The organism is Salipiger sp. (assembly GCF_048261495.1).
Taxonomy (GTDB): domain Bacteria; phylum Pseudomonadota; class Alphaproteobacteria; order Rhodobacterales; family Rhodobacteraceae; genus Salipiger.
In genome coordinates this window covers 143,715-160,568 of record NZ_JBLXFX010000005.1, presented here as the reverse complement: position 1 = coordinate 160,568, position 16,854 = coordinate 143,715, and the positions used below count along the sequence as shown (strand labels likewise).

General features: G+C 69.0%; 11 protein-coding genes. 10 read left to right on the top strand and 1 reads right to left on the bottom strand.

What is annotated here, in order from left to right; all coding sequences use genetic code 11:
- The first annotated feature begins 4 nt into the window (after positions 1 to 4).
- The 5 genes from ACN0RJ_RS12100 to ACN0RJ_RS12080 all read left to right on the top strand — a co-directional run bounded on the left by ACN0RJ_RS12100 (position 5) and on the right by ACN0RJ_RS12080 (position 8,837).
- Entirely contained in the window at positions 5 to 3,151 is a 3,147-nt protein-coding gene (locus ACN0RJ_RS12100; protein ID WP_417724422.1) for an efflux RND transporter permease subunit, read from the top strand.
- A gap of 158 nt (positions 3,152 to 3,309) precedes the next feature.
- The gene (locus tag ACN0RJ_RS12095; protein ID WP_417724421.1) at positions 3,310 to 4,179 is read left to right on the top strand and encodes an MBL fold metallo-hydrolase; all 870 of its coding nucleotides are present in this window, start codon (positions 3,310 to 3,312) and stop codon (positions 4,177 to 4,179) included.
- Positions 4,180 to 4,292: 113 nt separating this feature from the next.
- Entirely contained in the window at positions 4,293 to 4,898 is a 606-nt protein-coding gene (locus tag ACN0RJ_RS12090; protein WP_417724420.1) for a malonic semialdehyde reductase, read from the top strand.
- A 106-nt stretch (positions 4,899 to 5,004) separates the two neighbouring features.
- Positions 5,005 to 7,401 (top strand): phenylalanine--tRNA ligase subunit beta, encoded by a 2,397-nt coding sequence (gene pheT, locus ACN0RJ_RS12085; RefSeq protein ID WP_417724419.1) that lies wholly within the window; start codon positions 5,005 to 5,007, stop codon positions 7,399 to 7,401.
- The gene (locus ACN0RJ_RS12080) at positions 7,401 to 8,837 is read left to right on the top strand and encodes a hypothetical protein (RefSeq protein ID WP_417724418.1); all 1,437 of its coding nucleotides are present in this window, start codon (positions 7,401 to 7,403) and stop codon (positions 8,835 to 8,837) included. The genes pheT and ACN0RJ_RS12080 overlap by 1 nt, the downstream gene beginning before the upstream one ends.
- Positions 8,838 to 8,951: 114 nt before the next feature.
- On the opposite strand, the gene ACN0RJ_RS12075 is transcribed toward ACN0RJ_RS12080, so the two are convergent.
- Positions 8,952 to 10,640 carry an acyl-CoA dehydrogenase family protein gene (locus ACN0RJ_RS12075; RefSeq protein ID WP_417720124.1) on the bottom strand — a complete coding sequence of 563 codons (1,689 nt, stop codon included), beginning with the start codon at positions 10,638 to 10,640 and terminating at the stop codon, positions 8,952 to 8,954.
- Between the two features lie 145 nt (positions 10,641 to 10,785).
- Between ACN0RJ_RS12075 and ACN0RJ_RS12070 the strand changes: the two genes are divergently transcribed.
- From ACN0RJ_RS12070 to ACN0RJ_RS12050, 5 genes are all read left to right on the top strand, one after another.
- Positions 10,786 to 11,556, top strand: a complete 771-nt coding sequence (locus ACN0RJ_RS12070) for a sulfite exporter TauE/SafE family protein (RefSeq protein ID WP_417724417.1) — start codon at positions 10,786 to 10,788, stop codon at positions 11,554 to 11,556.
- 67 nt (positions 11,557 to 11,623) lie between these two features.
- Positions 11,624 to 13,660, top strand: a complete 2,037-nt coding sequence (locus ACN0RJ_RS12065) for an FAD-dependent oxidoreductase (RefSeq protein ID WP_417724416.1) — start codon at positions 11,624 to 11,626, stop codon at positions 13,658 to 13,660.
- Between the two features lie 254 nt (positions 13,661 to 13,914).
- Positions 13,915 to 14,700, top strand: coding sequence for a glycosyltransferase family 2 protein (locus ACN0RJ_RS12060; RefSeq protein ID WP_417724415.1), 786 nt, complete (start codon positions 13,915 to 13,917; stop codon positions 14,698 to 14,700).
- Positions 14,697 to 15,866 (top strand): glycosyltransferase family 4 protein, encoded by a 1,170-nt coding sequence (locus ACN0RJ_RS12055; RefSeq protein ID WP_417724414.1) that lies wholly within the window; start codon positions 14,697 to 14,699, stop codon positions 15,864 to 15,866. Before ACN0RJ_RS12060 ends, ACN0RJ_RS12055 begins: the two co-directional genes overlap by 4 nt.
- A complete protein-coding gene (locus ACN0RJ_RS12050) occupies positions 15,863 to 16,852 on the top strand; it encodes an NAD-dependent epimerase/dehydratase family protein (RefSeq protein WP_417724413.1) in 990 nt (329 codons plus the stop codon). The genes ACN0RJ_RS12055 and ACN0RJ_RS12050 overlap by 4 nt, the downstream gene beginning before the upstream one ends.
- Positions 16,853 to 16,854: the final 2 nt, after the last annotated feature.

The following is a 16,854-nucleotide window of genomic DNA, read 5'->3' as shown; positions in this document are numbered from 1 at the left end:
CGTCATGGCCCGCTTTTTCATCGACCGGCCCGTCTTTGCCTGGGTGATCTCGATCCTCATCATGGGGGTCGGCCTGTTGTCGATCTTCACCCTGCCCATCGCGCAGTATCCCCAGATCGCGCCGCCCTCGGTGCGGATCAGCGCGCAATATCCCGGCGCCTCGGCGGAAACCGTCGCCAATACCGTGACCCAGATCATCGAACAGCAGATGACCGGGCTCGACGGGATGCGCTACCTGTCGTCCTCCTCGACCTCGGCGGGGACGGCCACCATCACGCTGACCTTCGAGGCCGGGACCGACCCCGACGTCGCGCAGGTGCAGGCGCAGAACAAGCTGGCGCAGGCCACGCCGCTGCTGCCCGAAGTGGTGCAGCGCCTCGGCGTGCGGGTGCAGAAGGCGTCGTCGTCGTTCTTCATGGTGATCGCGATGATCTCCGAGGACGGGCGGCTCGACCAGGCGGACCTGTCCGACTACCTGAACTCCAACCTCGTCGACGAATTCAGCCGGATCGAGGGCGTGGGCGGCGCGCAGGTCTTCGGCGCGCAATACGCCATGCGCATCTGGCTCGACCCGTCCAAGCTGGCGGCCTTCGAAATGACGCCCTCGGACGTGGTGAACGCCGTGTCCGCGCAGAACGCGCAGATCTCGGCCGGGGCCTTCGGGACGCTGCCCGCGCCGGAGGGCCAGCAGCTCAACGCGACGATCACGGCGCAGTCGCTGCTCTCCACCCCCGAGGATTTCCGCAACATCGTGCTGCGCTCGGAGACCGACGGCGGCCTGGTGCTGCTGAAGGATGTCGCGCGGGTCGAGATCGGGGCCGAGAACTATTCCACCATCGCGAGCTACAACGGCCAGCCCGCGTCGGGCATGGCGCTGAACCTCGCCACCGGGGCGAACGCGCTGGACACCGCCGAGCGGGTCAAGCAGCGGCTCGAGGAATATTCGGCCTTCTTCCCGGACGGGGTGAGCTACGTCATCCCCTACGACACCACGCCTTTCATCGCCATCTCCATCGAGGAGGTACAGAAGACCCTGTTCGAGGCGATCGGGCTGGTCTTCCTCGTGATGCTGCTGTTCCTGCAGAACATCCGCGCCACGCTGATCCCGACGCTGGCCGTGCCGGTCGTGCTTCTGGGCACCTTCGGCATCCTCGCGCTGGCCGGGTTCACCATCAACACGCTGACCATGCTGGCAATGGTGCTGGCGATCGGTCTGCTGGTGGACGATGCCATCGTGGTCGTCGAAAACGTCGAACGCATCATGGAGGAAGAGGGCCTGTCCCCGCGCGAGGCAACGCGCAAATCCATGGACCAGATCACCGGCGCCCTCATCGGCATCGCGCTGGTGCTGTCGGCGGTGTTCGTGCCGATGGCCTTCTTCGGCGGCTCCACCGGGGTGATCTACCGGCAGTTTTCCATCACCATCGTGTCGGCCATGGGCCTGTCGGTGCTGGTGGCGCTGACGCTGACGCCCGCGCTCTGCGCGACGATCCTCAAGTCGAAGGACGCCCACCACACCAAGCGCGGCCCGGCGGGCTGGTTCAACACCGGCTTCGACAAGCTCACCGGCGGCTACGCCGGGACCGTGGGCTACCTGATCCGCCGCCCGTTCCGGGTGATGATCTTCTACGTCGCGCTCGGCTACGGCATGATCTGGCTGTTCGACAACACGCCCACCGGCTTCCTGCCGGCCGAGGATCAGGGAATCATGATCACCCTCATCCAGGGCCCGACCGGCGCCACCGCCGAGCGGACCGAGAATGTCGTGCGCCAGGTCGAGACCTATTTCGACGGCGCGGAATCCGAGAACGTCGAGGCCCTGTTCGGCGTGGTCGGCTTTTCCTTCGCGGGGCAGGGGCAGAACATGGGTCTCGCCTTCGTCCGCATGAAGGACTGGGAGGAACGTCCGAGCCCGGCGCAATCCGTGCAGGCCGTGGCGGGCCGCGCCTTCCCGGCGTTCATGGGCATCCGCGACGCGATGGTCTTTCCCATCGTGCCGCCGTCGGTGATCGAACTGGGCAACGTCTCGGGCTTCGACTTCTACCTGCAATCGCAGGGCGGGCAGACGCACGAGCAACTGCTCGAAGCGCGCAACCAGCTTCTTGGCATGGCGGCGCAAAGCCCGCTGATCGCCTCGGCCCGGCCTTCGGGGCTGGAGGACGCGGCGCAGTTCAACCTCGACATCGACTGGCGCGCCGCTGGCGCCGTGGGCGTGACCCCGGCCAATGTGGGCACCACGCTCAACATCGCCTGGGCCGGCAGCTACGTGAACGATTTCAACGACAACGGCCGGATCAAGCGGGTCTACGTGCAGGGCGAGCCGGACAGCCGGGCGACCCCGTCCGATCTGCAGAAATGGCGGGTGCGGAATGCGAACGGCGATCTCGTTCCCTTCGCCAACTTCACCTCGGAAAGCTGGGTCTACGGGCCGCAGGGCCTGAACCGCTACAACGGCGTGCCCTCGATGCAGATCCAGGGCTCTCCCGCGCCGGGCGTCACCACGGGCGAGGCGATGGCCGAGATCGAGCGCCTCGTGCAGCAGCTTCCCCCCGGTTACAGCGCCGCCTGGACCGGCCTGTCGCTGGAGGAGCGCGAATCCGGCGGCTCCGCCCCGTTGCTCTACGCGCTGTCGCTGGCGGCGATCTTCCTCTGCCTCGCGGCGCTCTACGAAAGCTGGGCGATCCCGTTCTCGGTCATGCTGGCCATGCCGATCGGGGTGTTGGGGACGATGGGGGCCGCGTGGTATTTCGGCTTCGAGAACGGCGTCTTCTTCCAGGTCGGCCTGCTGACGGTGATCGGCCTGACCGGCAAGAACGCAATCCTCATCGTGGAATTCGCCCGCGAGCGGTTCGAGGCGGGGGAGGATCTGTATTCCGCCGTCAAGGAGGCCGCCAAGCAGCGTTTTCGTCCGATCATCATGACGTCGCTGGCGTTCTCGCTCGGTGTGGTGCCGCTGGTGCTGTCCTCGGGCGCGGGGGCAGGCGGGCGGACGGCGGTCGGCTCGGCGGTGCTGGGCGGAACCATCACCGGCACCGTGCTGGGCGTGGTCTTCGTGCCGCTGTTCTTCGTGATCGTGCAGCTTCTGTTCAGCCGCAAGCGGGTGAAGGCACAGCGCGGCGCCAGGGCGCCCGAGGCGGTTCCGGCGGAATAATCGGCAAACCTTCGCAGGATGCACAGGGCCGCGCCCCCGATCCGGGGCGCGGCCTTTTGCTGTTCGGGGCGAGTCATATATCGTATCTTGAATGCCTCGCGCCGTGCCACACATCTGCGCAGAGCACAGAGGACAACCCGAAGGGGGGAGAGCGCACCATGCAGACGCCGGTCGTCACACCGTTCCGCGACGAGGCCACGGGCAGCTGGCAATACGTCTTCCACGATCCCGGCACGATGATCGGCGCCATCGTCGACCCGGTGCTGGATTTCGACCCCGGGGCCGCCGCGACCGGCACGCGCAATGCCAAGGCGATCCTGCACCACGTCAGGGAGACCGGGATCGAGATCGCCTGGATTCTCGACACCCATCCCCATGCCGATCACTTCTCGGCCGCGGTCTGGTTGCAGGACAGGCTCGGCGGCAAGCGCGCCATCGGCGAGCGGGTGACCGGGGTGCAGGCGCTGTGGAAGACGCTCTACCACCTGCCCGACCTGCCCGGCGACGGGTCGCAATGGGACCGCCTGTTCGCCGACGGCGATACTTTCGAGGTGGGCGGCATCCCGGTCCGGGTGATCTTTTCCCCCGGTCACACGCTGGCCTCGGTCACCTATGTCGCCGGGGATGCGGCCTTTGTTCACGACACGCTGATGATGCCCGACAGCGGCACCGCGCGGGCGGATTTTCCCGGCGGTTCGTCCTTCGATCTCTACGACACCCTGCAACGGCTGCTGTCGCTGCCCGAGGACACCCGCCTGTTCGTCGGCCACGACTATGCCCCGAACGGGCGCGAACCGGCCTGCTGCGCCACCGTGGCCGAGCATCGCGCCGGCAACATTCACCTGCGCGACGCCCCCGACAGGGAGGCGTTCTGCCGCCTGCGCGACGCGCGCGATGCCACGCTGGCGCTGCCGGACCGGATGCTTGCCGCCCTGCAGGTCAACATCCGGGGCGGCCGGCTTCCCGATCCGGAAGCGGACGGACAGCGCTACCTGAAGATCCCGCTCGACCGCTTCGCGCCGCGATAGGTCTTCGCGCGGTCCCGCACAGCGCCTGTGCAACCCCTGCAATTGAGCCGCGCCGCCAAGTGGTTAGGTGGAGTGCAGGGGAGGCCGCAGCGCAATCAGAAAAGGGATCTGCCATGAAGGACCATACCGACCACGCCGCGCTGGACGCGCAGGCACTCGACACGCTGTTCCAGGAAGCGCGCACCCACAACGCCTGGGCCGACCGCCCGGTGCCGGATGCGCTGCTCGGCGAACTCTACGACCTGACCAAGATGGCGCCGACCGCCGTCAACGCCAGCCCCGCGCGCTTCATCTTCGTCCGCTCGACCGAGGGCAAGGAAAAGCTCAAGCCCGCGCTGTCGGAAAACAACGTGGAAAAGACCATGACCGCGCCGGTGACGGTGATCGTGGCCCATGACATGGAGTTTCACGAAAAGCTGCCCGATCTGTTCCCGCACGTGGACGCCCGGTCCTGGTTCGCGGGCAACGACGCGATGATCGCCGACACCGCGTTCCGCAACAGCTCGCTGCAGGGGGCCTACCTGATCCTCGCCGCGCGGGCGCTCGGGCTCGACGCCGGGCCGATGTCGGGCTTCGATCCGGCCGCGGTCAAGGCCGCGTTCTTTGCCGACAAGCCGTGGCAAGCCAACTTCCTCATCAATCTGGGCTACGGCGACGAGAAGGGTCTCTTCCCGCGTCTGCCGCGCCTGTCCTTCGAGGACGCAACCGTTCTGGCCTGACCGGAGCCGCGCGCGGCAGAGAAGGGGGCGCAGGCCCCTTTCCCCGCCGCGCGCATTCCGTTAAGGGGTTCGGCGCACAAGCTACACAGATTGCGGGCGCCGACCGATGAAATTCACGCTTTCCTGGCTGAAGGATCACCTTGAAACCACGGCTTCGGTCGACGAGATCGCCGAGGCCCTGACCGATCTGGGGCTGGAGGTCGAAGGGGTCGAGAATCCCGCCGACCGGCTGGGCGCCTTTACCATCGGCAAGGTTCTCAAGGCCGAAAAGCATCCCGACGCGGACAAGCTGCGCGTCTGCTCGGTTCAGACCGACGAGGGGACGCTGCAGATCATCTGCGGGGCGCCCAATGCCCGCGAAGGCATCACCGTCGTCGTCGCCAAGCCCGGCACCTACGTGCCTGGTATCGATACCACCATCCAGGTCGGCAAGATCCGCGGCATCGAAAGCCACGGCATGATGTGCTCCGAACGCGAGATGGAGATGTCGGACGAGCACGACGGCATCATCGAACTGCCCTCGGGCGAGGTCGGCGAAAGGTTCACCGACTGGCTGGCGGCGAACCGCCCCGCCGTGGTCGACCCGGTGATCGAGATCGCCATCACCCCCAACCGTCCCGACGCGCTGGGCGTTCACGGCATCGCCCGCGACCTTGCCGCGCGCGGTCTGGGCACGCTGAAGCCGCTGGCGGAGGTCACGGTGCCGGGCAGCTTCCCGTCGCCGGTGTCGGTCAGCATCGACGAGGACACGCTGGACGTCTGCCCGGTGTTCTACGGCCGCTACATCCGCGGCGTGAAGAACGGCCCGTCGCCGGCATGGCTTCAGACGCGCCTGAAGGCGGTCGGCCTGCGCCCGATCTCGTTCCTCGTGGACGTGACCAACTTCTTCACCTTCGACCGCAATCGCCCGCTGCACGTCTTCGACGCCGACAAGGTGACGGGCAACCTGCGCGTGCACCGCGCCATCGGCGGCGAGACGCTGGAGGCGCTGGACGAACGCACCTACACGCTGGAACCGGGCATGGTCGCCATTTCCGATGACGCGGCGGTCGAGAGCCTCGGCGGCATCATGGGCGGCGAGCCCTCCGGCGTGTCCGGGGAGACGGTGAACGTCTTTCTCGAAGCGGCGTATTTCGACACGGTGCGCACCGCCTACACGGGCCGCGCTCTCAAGATCAATTCCGATGCCCGCTACCGTTTCGAACGCGGCATCGACCCGGCCTCGGTCGCGCCGGGGATCGAGGCGGCGACGCGGATGATCCTCGACATCGCGGGGGGCGAGGCCTCGGACCTGGTGATCGCGGGGGCCATCCCCGACGTGTCTCGGGCCTATCGGCTCGACACCGACCGCGTGGTGTCGCTGGTCGGGATGGAGATTCCCGCCGAAACGCAGCGCGCGACGCTGACCGCGCTGGGCTTCACGCTGGACGGCGACATGGCCAATGTGCCGTCCTGGCGCCCGGATGTGCTGGGCGAGGCGGATCTGGTCGAAGAGGTCGCGCGCGTCGCCTCGCTCACCAAGCTGCAGGGGCAGCCGATGAAGCGCCCGCAGGCGGGCGTGCCGACGGTGATCCTGTCGCCGATGCAGAAGCGCGAGCAGGTGGCCCGGCGCACGACGGCGGCGCTCGGCTACAACGAATGCGTGACCTACAGCTTTGTCGACAAGCTCGCGGCGGAGCTGTTCGGCGACGGCGACGATGCCACGATGCTGGCCAACCCGATCAGTGCCGATCTCAGCCACATGCGCCCCTCGCTTCTGCCGGGGCTGCTGCGGGCGGCGGCGCGCAACCAGGCGCGCGGCTTCGGCGATCTGGCCCTGTTCGAGGTCGGCGCGGCCTTCCACGGCGGCGAGCCGGAGGAACAGAGCTTGCAGGTCTCGGGCCTGCTGGTCGGGCGTACCGGACCCAAGGACGTGCACGGCGCGTCGCGCCCGGTCGATCTCTACGACGTCAAGGCCGATGCCGAAGCGGTGCTGGCGGCGATGGGCGCCCCGGCGCGGATGCAGGTGATGCGCGGCGCCGAAGGCTGGTGGCACCCCGGGCGTCACGGCAAGCTCTGCCTCGGTCCCAAGAAGGTCATGGGCGTCTTCGGCGAATTGCACCCCAAGGTGCTGAAGGCGCTCGACGTCAAGGGACCGGCGGTCGCCTTCACGCTCTATCCGGCGGAAATCCCGCTGCCGCGCAGGACCGGCGCGTCGCGCGGGGCGGTCAGGCTGGCCGATCTTCAGGCGGTCGAACGGGATTTCGCCTTTGTGGTCGATGCCGACGTACAGGCGCTGGACCTGGTCAACGCGGCGGCCGGTGCCGACAAGGCGCTGATCGAAGAGGTCCGGGTCTTTGACGAGTTCATCGGCGGCTCGCTTGGCGAGGGCAAGAAATCCCTCGCCATCACGGTCAGGCTGCAGCCGACCGAGGCAACGCTCAAGGAAAAGGACATCGAGGCCGTGGCGGCGAAGATCGTCGAGAAGGTCTCCAAAGCCACCGGCGGCACGTTGCGCGGCTGATGCGGGGTGCGGCCCCCCTCCTTGCGGCGCTTCTGCTCGCCGAAGCGGCGACGGGTGCCGTCGCGCGCGCCGAGGAGGGCTGTTCCTACCCGATCGCCGTCGACGGGGCGCTGACCCTGCCGTTCGGCACGCTGCGCACCGTGGCCCCGGCCAAGGGGCCGGAGGTGTTCTTTTTCGAGACCTACGGACGCCCTCTGGTGATCCGGGGGCACCGCCTCGAACGCTGGAGCGGCGACGCCTGGCCGAGCCTGCCGCAATGGCGGCCGGTGGTGAACACGCCGTCGGGGCGGCATTTCCTGGTCACCGGCACCGGCGGCAGGACCACGGTGCTGACGCGGGATGCCGAGACGGGGCGCTACGCGACGCTGCTGACGACTCCGCTGAGCGATGTCTGGGTCGACGAGGCGACGGGCCGCATCTTTGCCCGCGACGGTGCCGACCTGCTGGAGTGGACCGACGGCAGTTGGGGGCCCTCGGCGCTGATGAACCCGGGCGGCGACGGCGTCGCCTCCTTCGATCCGGCCTTCGGGCGGGTGCGTTTCCTGCCCGCGCTCAAGGCCTGGATGACGATGGAGGGCGACCGCCTCTGGCTGCGCCACGAACAGGCCGCCGACTGGGAAAAGGTCGGCACCGTCCAGACCTGGCGCAGCCGCGTGCGCACGACCGCGCCGAAGCTGTTCGAGGACAAGTCGAGCAACCTCGCAGTTCTGGTGATCGACGTGGGGATGCTGGTGTTCGACGTCTCCGGCCCCCGGCCCGAATTCCTGTACCAGCACATGATCCGGCAGGGCGCGGTGGCGCAGGCGGGCAAGGGGCGCGTGGTGGTCGAACTGCTGTCGCCGCGCCAGGATGCCGGCTGGTTCGAGACCGCCTCGCCGCTGCGCATGGTGACGCGCGACGGCGCCTGGCCGGTTCCCGGCGCGGTTCTGCCCGACCCGCCCTCGAAACCCGGCAGCGAGGTGCCGCGCGCGGCGACCTACCGGCTGCAAACGCTGGGCGACAGCGTGCTGATCGGCGGCAACGGCATTCTCCACCTGTTCGACGGCGCGACCCTGCTCGACATGCCGGGGCTGCATGCGCTGTTTCCCGACAAGCCGCCGGCGGTGACCGCGACGGCGCAGGGCACCTTCCTGACCGGCGGCGCAGGAGTCTGGCTCTGGACCGGGGGCGATGCCGCCGAGGCGGTCGCCGCCGAGGACGGCACCCGCCCGGACAGCCTGATCGAAGGCGATTCCAGCCTGGCCTTTTCCCGCGCCTCCGAGACCGGCACCCGGCTCTGGATCTCGCGCGACGGGCGCCGGCTGGACGAGGTGCCGCTGCCGCCGGAGACCGGGGCGCTGTCCCTGGTGGCCCTGCCGGGAACGGGCGATTTCTATGCCGATTCCGACACCGGGCGCCGGATCGTCGGGCTTTGCGACAGCCCGCGGCAACCCTGACACGGGCCAAGGGGCCCGGATTTCTTCCGTGCAAAATGCAGAACGCGGCCCCCGGTGACCGGGCGCCGCGTCCGGGCCGCGAGGCCCGATGTTCCGACGAAATCGCGCCTCGGGTCAGCCGAGGAGACGGCGGGCGATGACCTGCGCCTGGATTTCGGCCGCGCCTTCGAAAATGTTCAGGATCCGCGCGTCGCAGAGGATGCGGCTGACGCTGTATTCCAGCGCAAAGCCGTTGCCGCCGTGGATCTGCAGGGCGTTGTCCGCATTCGCCCAGGCCACCCGGGCGCCCAGCAGCTTGGCCATCCCGGCCTCGAGATCGCAGCGGATGCCCTCGTCCTTCTCGCGGGCCGAGAAGTAGGTGAGCTGGCGCGCGATCATCAGTTCGACGGCCATCATCGCCAGCTTGCCCGAGACGCGCGGGAAGGCGATCAGCGCCTTGCCGAACTGCTTGCGGTCCAGCGCGTAGCGCATGCCCACGTCCAGCGCCGCCTGAGCCACGCCGATGGCGCGGGCGGCGGTCTGGATCCGGGCGCTCTCGAAGGTCTCCATGAGCTGCTTGAAGCCCTTGCCCTCCTCGCCGCCCAGCAGGTTTTCGCCCTTCACCTTGAAGCCGTCGAAGCCGAGCTCGTATTCCTTCATGCCGCGATAGCCGAGCACCTCGATCTCGCCGCCGGTCATGCCCTCGGTGGGGAAGGGGTCGGCATCGGTGCCCGGCGTCTTCTCGGCCAGGAACATCGACAGGCCCTTGTAGTTGTCCGTCGACGGATCGGTCCGCGCCAGCAGGGTCATCACATGGGTCCGCGCGGCGTGGGTGATCCAGGTCTTGTTGCCGGTCACGGTGTAATCGCCGTCCTCGCCCTTGACCGCGCGGGTGCGCAGCGAGCCGAGGTCGGAGCCGGTGTTGGGCTCGGTGAACACCGCCGTCGGAAGCACTTCGCCGGAAGCGATCAGGGGCAGCCACTTTTCCTTCTGCTCGTCGGTGCCGCCGGCGAGGATCAGTTCCGCCGCGATCTCGGAGCGGGTGCCGAGGCTGCCGACCCCGATGTAGCCGCGCGAGAGTTCCTCGGAGACGACGCACATCGAGGCTTTCGACAGGCCGAATCCGCCGAGGTTTTCCGGAATGGTCAGCCCGAAGACGCCCATCTCGGCCAGTTCCTCGATGATCTCCATCGGGATCAGCTCGTCCTTGAGGTGCCATTCGTGGGCGAAGGGTTCGACCTTGTCGACGGCAAAGCGGCGGAACTGCTCGCGGATCATCTCTAGCTCTTCATCGAGCCCGGTCTTGCCGACGGTGATCTCGGCCGACCGCTCGACCATCAGCTCGACCAGCCGGGTCCGCGCGCCCTGGGAATTGCCGCGCGCCATCAGGGTCGTCACCGCATCGGTGCAGAGCGCCATCACCGCGTCGGCGCCGAGACCCATGTCCTTGAGCCGGACGATCTCGCCCTGGTTCATCTGGATGCCGCCGATGATCTGGCTGAGGTATTCCCCGAAGGCGATCTGGTGCAACAGCGACTCGACCTCGCCGAAGCTGCCTTCTTCGGTCAGCTTCTCGGCCCAGCCCTGCATCTGCCGCAGCGATTCGACATAGGTCGCCAGCCAGGCGAGGCCGTGGCAGGCGAACTGGTTCGCCTCGATCAGGCGGCCCGAGATCCGGCCCTCTTCGCTGACCGTCGCGCGCACGGACTCGCGCGCCTGCTCGAAGACGCCTTCGACCGGGGCCAGCGCCGCGCGGCTCAGCGCCAGCAGATCGTCCAGCAGAATTCCCTGATCCAACGTCACATCCTGTCCGTCATGGGCCATGAATCACTTCCTTTCCTGAGTAGGGCGGGGATAGCTACTTTGCAGGTGCAGCGCAACAAAAATACCTGTGACGTCATCCTTAGGTACGATTGTTGCGCGAAAATTTTGCCGATGCGCCCGTTGGCACGCATGGTAAGAGGCAGGCATGGACACCCTTCTTTCCCTCATGTCACCGGGCACGCTGGCCCTTGCCATCAGCATCGCAGCCCTCGCGGGGCTGATAAAGGGCATGGTGGGTTTTGCCATGCCGATGATCATGATTTCCGGGCTGGGGTCGTTTCTTTCACCGGAACTGGCGCTGGCCGGGCTGATTCTGCCCACTCTGGTGAGCAATGCCATGCAGGCGCTGCGGCAGGGCCCGAAGGCGGCGGCCGAGTCGGTGCGGCGATTCCGCGTCTTTCTCGGGGTCGGGCTGGTGTTCCTGCTGATCTCGTCGCAACTGGTGTCGGTGCTGCCGGTGCCGGTGCTGCTGGCGCTGATCGGCGGGCCGGTGGCGCTGTTCTGCCTGATGCAGCTCGCGGGGTGGCGGGCGCATCTGCCGAACGGTCCGGCCACCTGGATCGAAGCGCTGGTCGGTACGGTCTGCGGCTTCATCGGCGGGCTGTCGGGGGTCTGGGGGCCGCCCTTCGTCGCCTACCTCACCGCCATCGACACCGAAAAGCGCGACCAGATGCGGGTGCAGGGCGTGGCCTACGGGCTCGGCGCGCTGGCGCTGGTCGGCGCGCATGTCGTGTCGGGCGTGCTGAACGCGCGGACGGTGTGGTTTTCGCTGGCCATGCTGGTGCCCGCCGTGGCGGCGATGTGGGTCGGCACCAGGATCCAGGACCGAATCGATCAGGCGCTGTTCCGCAAGATGACCCTCGCGGTGCTTCTGGTCGCCGCGCTCAACCTCCTGCGGCGCGCCTTCTTCACCTGATCGCCCCTCTGGACAGCGGCGCCGCGACACGCGAACGTGGCCCGCACACCGCATGTCCCGAGGCCCCATGTCCAGCGACCCGATCCTCCAGCCCTACCGGCTCAAGCACCTCACGCTGCGCAACCGGGTGTTCATCTCGTCCCACGAACCGGCCTACACCGAAGACGGGATGCCCAAGGACCGATACCGCGCCTATCACGTCGAACGGGCGCGGGCGGGCGTGGCGCTGACCATGACGGCCGGTTCGGCCTCGGTGTCGCGCGACAGCCCGCCGGCCTTCGGCAACATCCTCGCCTGGAAGGACGAGGTGGTGCCGTGGATGAAGGCGCTGGCGGATGAATGCCACGACCACGGCGCGGCGGTGATGATCCAGCTCACCCACCTGGGGCGGCGCACGCGCTGGGATCAGGGCGACTGGCTGCCCTCGCTGTCCTCGACCGGCGACCGCGAACCCGCCCACCGCGCCTTTCCCAAGCTGATCGAGGATTGGGACATCGCCCGCATCGTCTCCGACTATGCCGACGCGGCGGAGCGGATGAAGGCGGCGGGTCTCGACGGGATCGAGCTGGAGGCCTACGGCCACCTCATGGACCAGTTCTGGTCGCCGCTCACCAACACGCTGGACGGGCCCTACAACGGTCCGCTCGACAACCGCCTGCGCTTTGCCTTCGAGGTGTTGAAGGCGATCCGCGACCGGGTCGGGCCCGGGTTCATCGTCGGCATCCGCATGGTGGCCGACGAATGCGCCGAGGGCGGCATCACCCGCGACGAGGGGGTGGAGATCGCGCGGCGCATGAAGGCAAGCGGGCTGGTCGATTTCCTCAACATCATCCGCGGGCGGATCGACACCGACGCGGCGCTGACCGATGTCATTCCGGTGCAGGGGATGCGGTCGGCGCCGCATCTGGATTTCGCGGGAGAGCTGCGCGCGGCCACCGATTTCCCGGTGCTGCACGCGTCGCGGATTCCCGACGTGGCGACGGCGCGCCATGCCATCGCGGCGGGCAAGCTGGATCTGGTGGGGATGACGCGCGCCCATATCGCCGATCCGCACCTGATGGCCAAGGTGCTGCGCGGAGAGGAGGACCGCATCCGCCCCTGCGTCGGCGCCAACTACTGTCTCGACCGGATCTATCAGGGCGGCGCGGCGCTGTGCCTGCACAACCCCTCGACCGGGCGGGAACTGGACCTGCCGCACGCGGTCGACAGGGCGGATGCGCCGCTGTCGGTCAGCGTCGTGGGCGCGGGCCCCGGCGGGCTCGAGGCGGCGCGGGTCTGCGCGGAACGCGGCCACCGCGTGACCCTGCACGAGGCGGCGGGCCACGCGGGCGGGCAGATCCGCCTGCTGGCGCAGCTTCCCCGCCGACGCGAGATGCTGTCGGTCGTGGAATGGCGGGTCGCGGAATGCGAACGGCTGGGCGTGACCTTCCGTTACAACAGCTTTGCCGACGAGGAGACCGTGGCCGCGGAGTCCCCGGACGTGGTCATCGTCGCCACCGGCGGGCTGCCCCGGACCGAGGGGCTGTTCGAGGGCGACGACCTGGTCGTCTCGGCCTGGGACATCCTGTCCGGCGATGCGCAGCCGGGACGGAACGTGCTGGTGCAGGACGGCGCGGGCGACCATGCCGGGCTGATGGCCGCCGAACGGATCGCCGCCACCGGCGCCTCGGTCGAGATCGTCACCGCCGAACGCACGCTCGCCCCCGAGGTCATGGGCATGACCCTGACCCCCTACATGCGCGAATTGCAGAAGGGCGACGTGACCTTCACCCCGACCTGGAAGTTGATCGGCGCGACACGCGCGGGCAACGGGCTCGACGCGGTGCTGGGCAGCGACTACGGCGCGATGACCCGGCACCGGAAGGTGGATCAGATCGTCGTCAATCACGGCACGCTGCCGCTGGACGATCTGTACTTCGGACTGAAACCGCTGTCCTCGAACCTGGGCGAGGTCGATTACGAGGCGCTGATCGCGGGCGCCCCGCAGCGCGTGGAGGCCAATCCCGAAGGCCGGTTCCGGCTGTTCCGCATCGGGGATGCCGTCGCCTCGCGCAATATCCATGCGGCGATTCACGATGCCTTCCGCCTCTGCCGGGTGATCTAGGCCGGGCGGCGCGCCGGGCGAATCGCGCGGCGGGCGCGCGGCGGCGCGCGGGCGAATCGGCCGCGGAGGGTGGCGTCGGAGGGGTGCAAACACGGCAATCCCCGCCGCCCCGGCCCGTGAAAGGGTTACCGCAGCGTTAATGTCTTGGCGATGGCGCCGGGGATGCGGCATAGTCCGGGGAAGTTCATCCCCGGGACCGGGGAGCCCATGCATTTCACGACGTGATTACGGCCGCGACAGGGGACGTCCGACCTTTGACCAACGGATCTGAAATCTGCACCATCATTCCGTGCCACGGCAACCCGGAGGGCTTGCGCCGCGCGGTGGCGTCCGTCCGGTTCCAGGAGATCCCTTCCGACCTCGTCATCGTCGACGACGCGTCAGATCCCCGCGACGGCGCGGCCATCGCGGCCATCGGGCGCGAGCATGGCGCGACGGTGCTGCGGCTGCCGGAGCGGCGCGGTCCCGCGGGTGCCCGCAACACGGGGCTGATCCGGGGCCGGGGGCGCTATGTCGCCTTTCTCGATGCGGACGACCTCTGGCTTCCGGGCAAGCTCGGGCTGCAACTGGCGGAAATGAAGCGCCGCGATCTCGACTTTTCCTACATGCGCTATGCCAATGTCCGGCAGGAGCGCATCCGGCCGATGCCCGCTCCGCCCAGCCTGACCCGCGAGGGGCTGCTGCGCAACACCGCCATCGGGTGTTCGACCGTCATGCTGCGCCGGGACCTGCTGGCCGGTCGCCGGTTCCTCGACGCCCCCTGCGAGGATTTCGCCTTCTGGGTGCGGTTGCTCGACGGGCGCGGCGCGGCGGAACTGATCGGCGAGGAGGTCATGGTCCTGCGCACCAGCGGCGGCCGCTCGCGCAACCGGCTGGGTGCGGCGTGGCGCTACTGGCGCACGGTGCGGGACACGCTGGAGATCCCGCTGCTCCCCGCCACGGGATATTTCGCCAGCTACGCGCTGGGGGCCGCGCGCAAGCACTGGCTGACCGCCGCCGCGGACCCGGTGCCGCTCCGGGAACGGGTGCCCGAGCTATGACCGAACGGCTGCGCATCGCGATGCTCTACGACGTGCCCGACTGGACGTTTCACAGCGTGGCGCGCAACGTGGCGCGGGTCTGCGAGGGCTGCGACGTCGCGCTGTTCGGGCGCTCCGACTGGTTTGCCCGGCGCGAGGTGGTGCGGCGGATCACCGAGACGGCGGATGTCATCGTGTTCCTCTGGCGGTTCGACCTGCTGGCCTTTTTCGACTGCCTCGATGCGCGGGGATGGGCGCGGATGAGCGCGCCGGAGCGGCCCGCGCTGGTCACGGTGGTCTACGATCACCTCTACGGCGACCGGGCGGCGCTGGAGGCGGTGGGCGATCCCTTCGTCCTGTCCGACCTCGTCTGCACCTGCTCGCCCCGTCTTTCGCGCGCCTACGACGGCTCGCCCGACCTTCCCGCCATCCACGCCACCCTGCCCGACGGGGTGGACCTGTCGCTGTTCACGCCGGGCCCGGCGCGGGTTCCGGGCGGGGCCCTGCAGGTCGGCTGGGTCGGGAACAGCCGCTGGGGCAGCACCATGGCCGAGGATCTCAAGGGCCGGAACACGGTCTTCGAGCCGGCGATGCGGATGCTGCAGGCGGCGGGCCATGCGGTCGGGGCGCGGGTGGCGGATGCGGCGGAGACGCGCGTGCCCTTCGCGGAGATGCCGGAGTTCTACCGGTCGCTCGACGTGCTGGTCTGCACCTCGGCCATCGAGGGCACGCCCAACCCGGTGCTCGAGGCGATGGCCTGCGGCATTCCGGTGATCTCGACCGATGTCGGCATCGTGCCCGAGGTCTTCGGCCCGCTGCAATCCGGTTTCATCCTGGAACAGCGCAGCCCCGCCGCGCTGGCCGGGGCGCTGCGGCGGTTGCTGCGGACGCCGGAGATTCTCGAGGATCTGCGGCAGGAGAACCTCGCCCGGCGCGCGGCGCTGGACTGGTCGGCGCGCGCGCCGCTCTGGGACGGGGTCTTTCATGCGGCCCTCGCGGCGCGCCGGACGGGCAGCGCGGGCGCGGCCATCGCCGCCCACCGATCAAGGGCGCGGTCGCGCATCGAACGGGTGCGGCGGCTGGTTGCCACCAACGGCTGGGCCTATGCGGCCTACGAAACGATGCTCCGGCGCTGTCCGGGGGCGGTACGACGGATGAAGCGGCTGCTGGCGGGGGGGATGCCATGACCGGACACTGGGTTGTGACGGGAGGCGCCGGGTTCATCGGCAGCCACCTCGTGGAGCACCTGTTGGCGCGCGGCGACCGGGTCACCGTGTTCGACAATTTCGCCACCGGCGCGGTCGGCAACCTTGCCGCCTGCGCCGGTGATCCGCGGCTGGCCATCCGCACCGGGGACGTGGCGACGGGGGAGGGGCTGGCCGACACCGTGGCCGGGGCCTCGGGCGTCTTTCACTGTGCCGCCGTCGCCGGGGTGCAGGAGTGCATCGCGGACTGGTTCGGCGCCCATGCCACCAATGTCACCGGCGCCATCCGGACCTTTGACGCCGCCGTGCGGGCGGGGCGGGTGCCGGTGGTCTATGCCTCTTCCGCCGCCGTCTACGGCGACCGCAGCGGCGAGCCCTGCCGCGAGGACATGCCGGTGCGCCCGATGTCGCCCTACGGCGCCGACAAGCTGGCCTGCGAACACCAGGCGCGCGCCTTTCGCGAGATCCACGGCCTGCCCACCGCCGGGCTGCGGCTGTTCAACGTCTACGGGCCGCGCCAGGCCGCGACCTCGTCCTACTCGGGGGTGCTGTCGCAATTCGTGCGCAACTGGCGCAGCGGGCAGGCGAACGTGATCTTCGGCGACGGTGGACAGACCCGCGATTTCGTTCAGGTCGGCGACGTGGTGGGCGCCATGGTCGCGGCGATGGAGCGGCTGCTGGTGCAGTCCGACTGCCTTGTTTCCAACGTCTGCACGGGGCGCCCGGTCTCCGTTCTCGACCTCGTCGCGACGATCGGGCGGATCACCGGCGGCCGTCCCCGCGCGCCCGAGTTCCGCCCCGCCCGCAGCGGCGAGATCCGCCATTCGCTCGGCGACACCCGGCAGATGGTGGCGCTGCTCGGACGGCGGCGGATCACGCCGCTGGAGGAGGGGCTGCGGACCTACCTCTGTTCGCTCGATCCCGACCGGCCGGGCGTCGACGGTCCGATGGTCCGCGCGGCGGAATGACC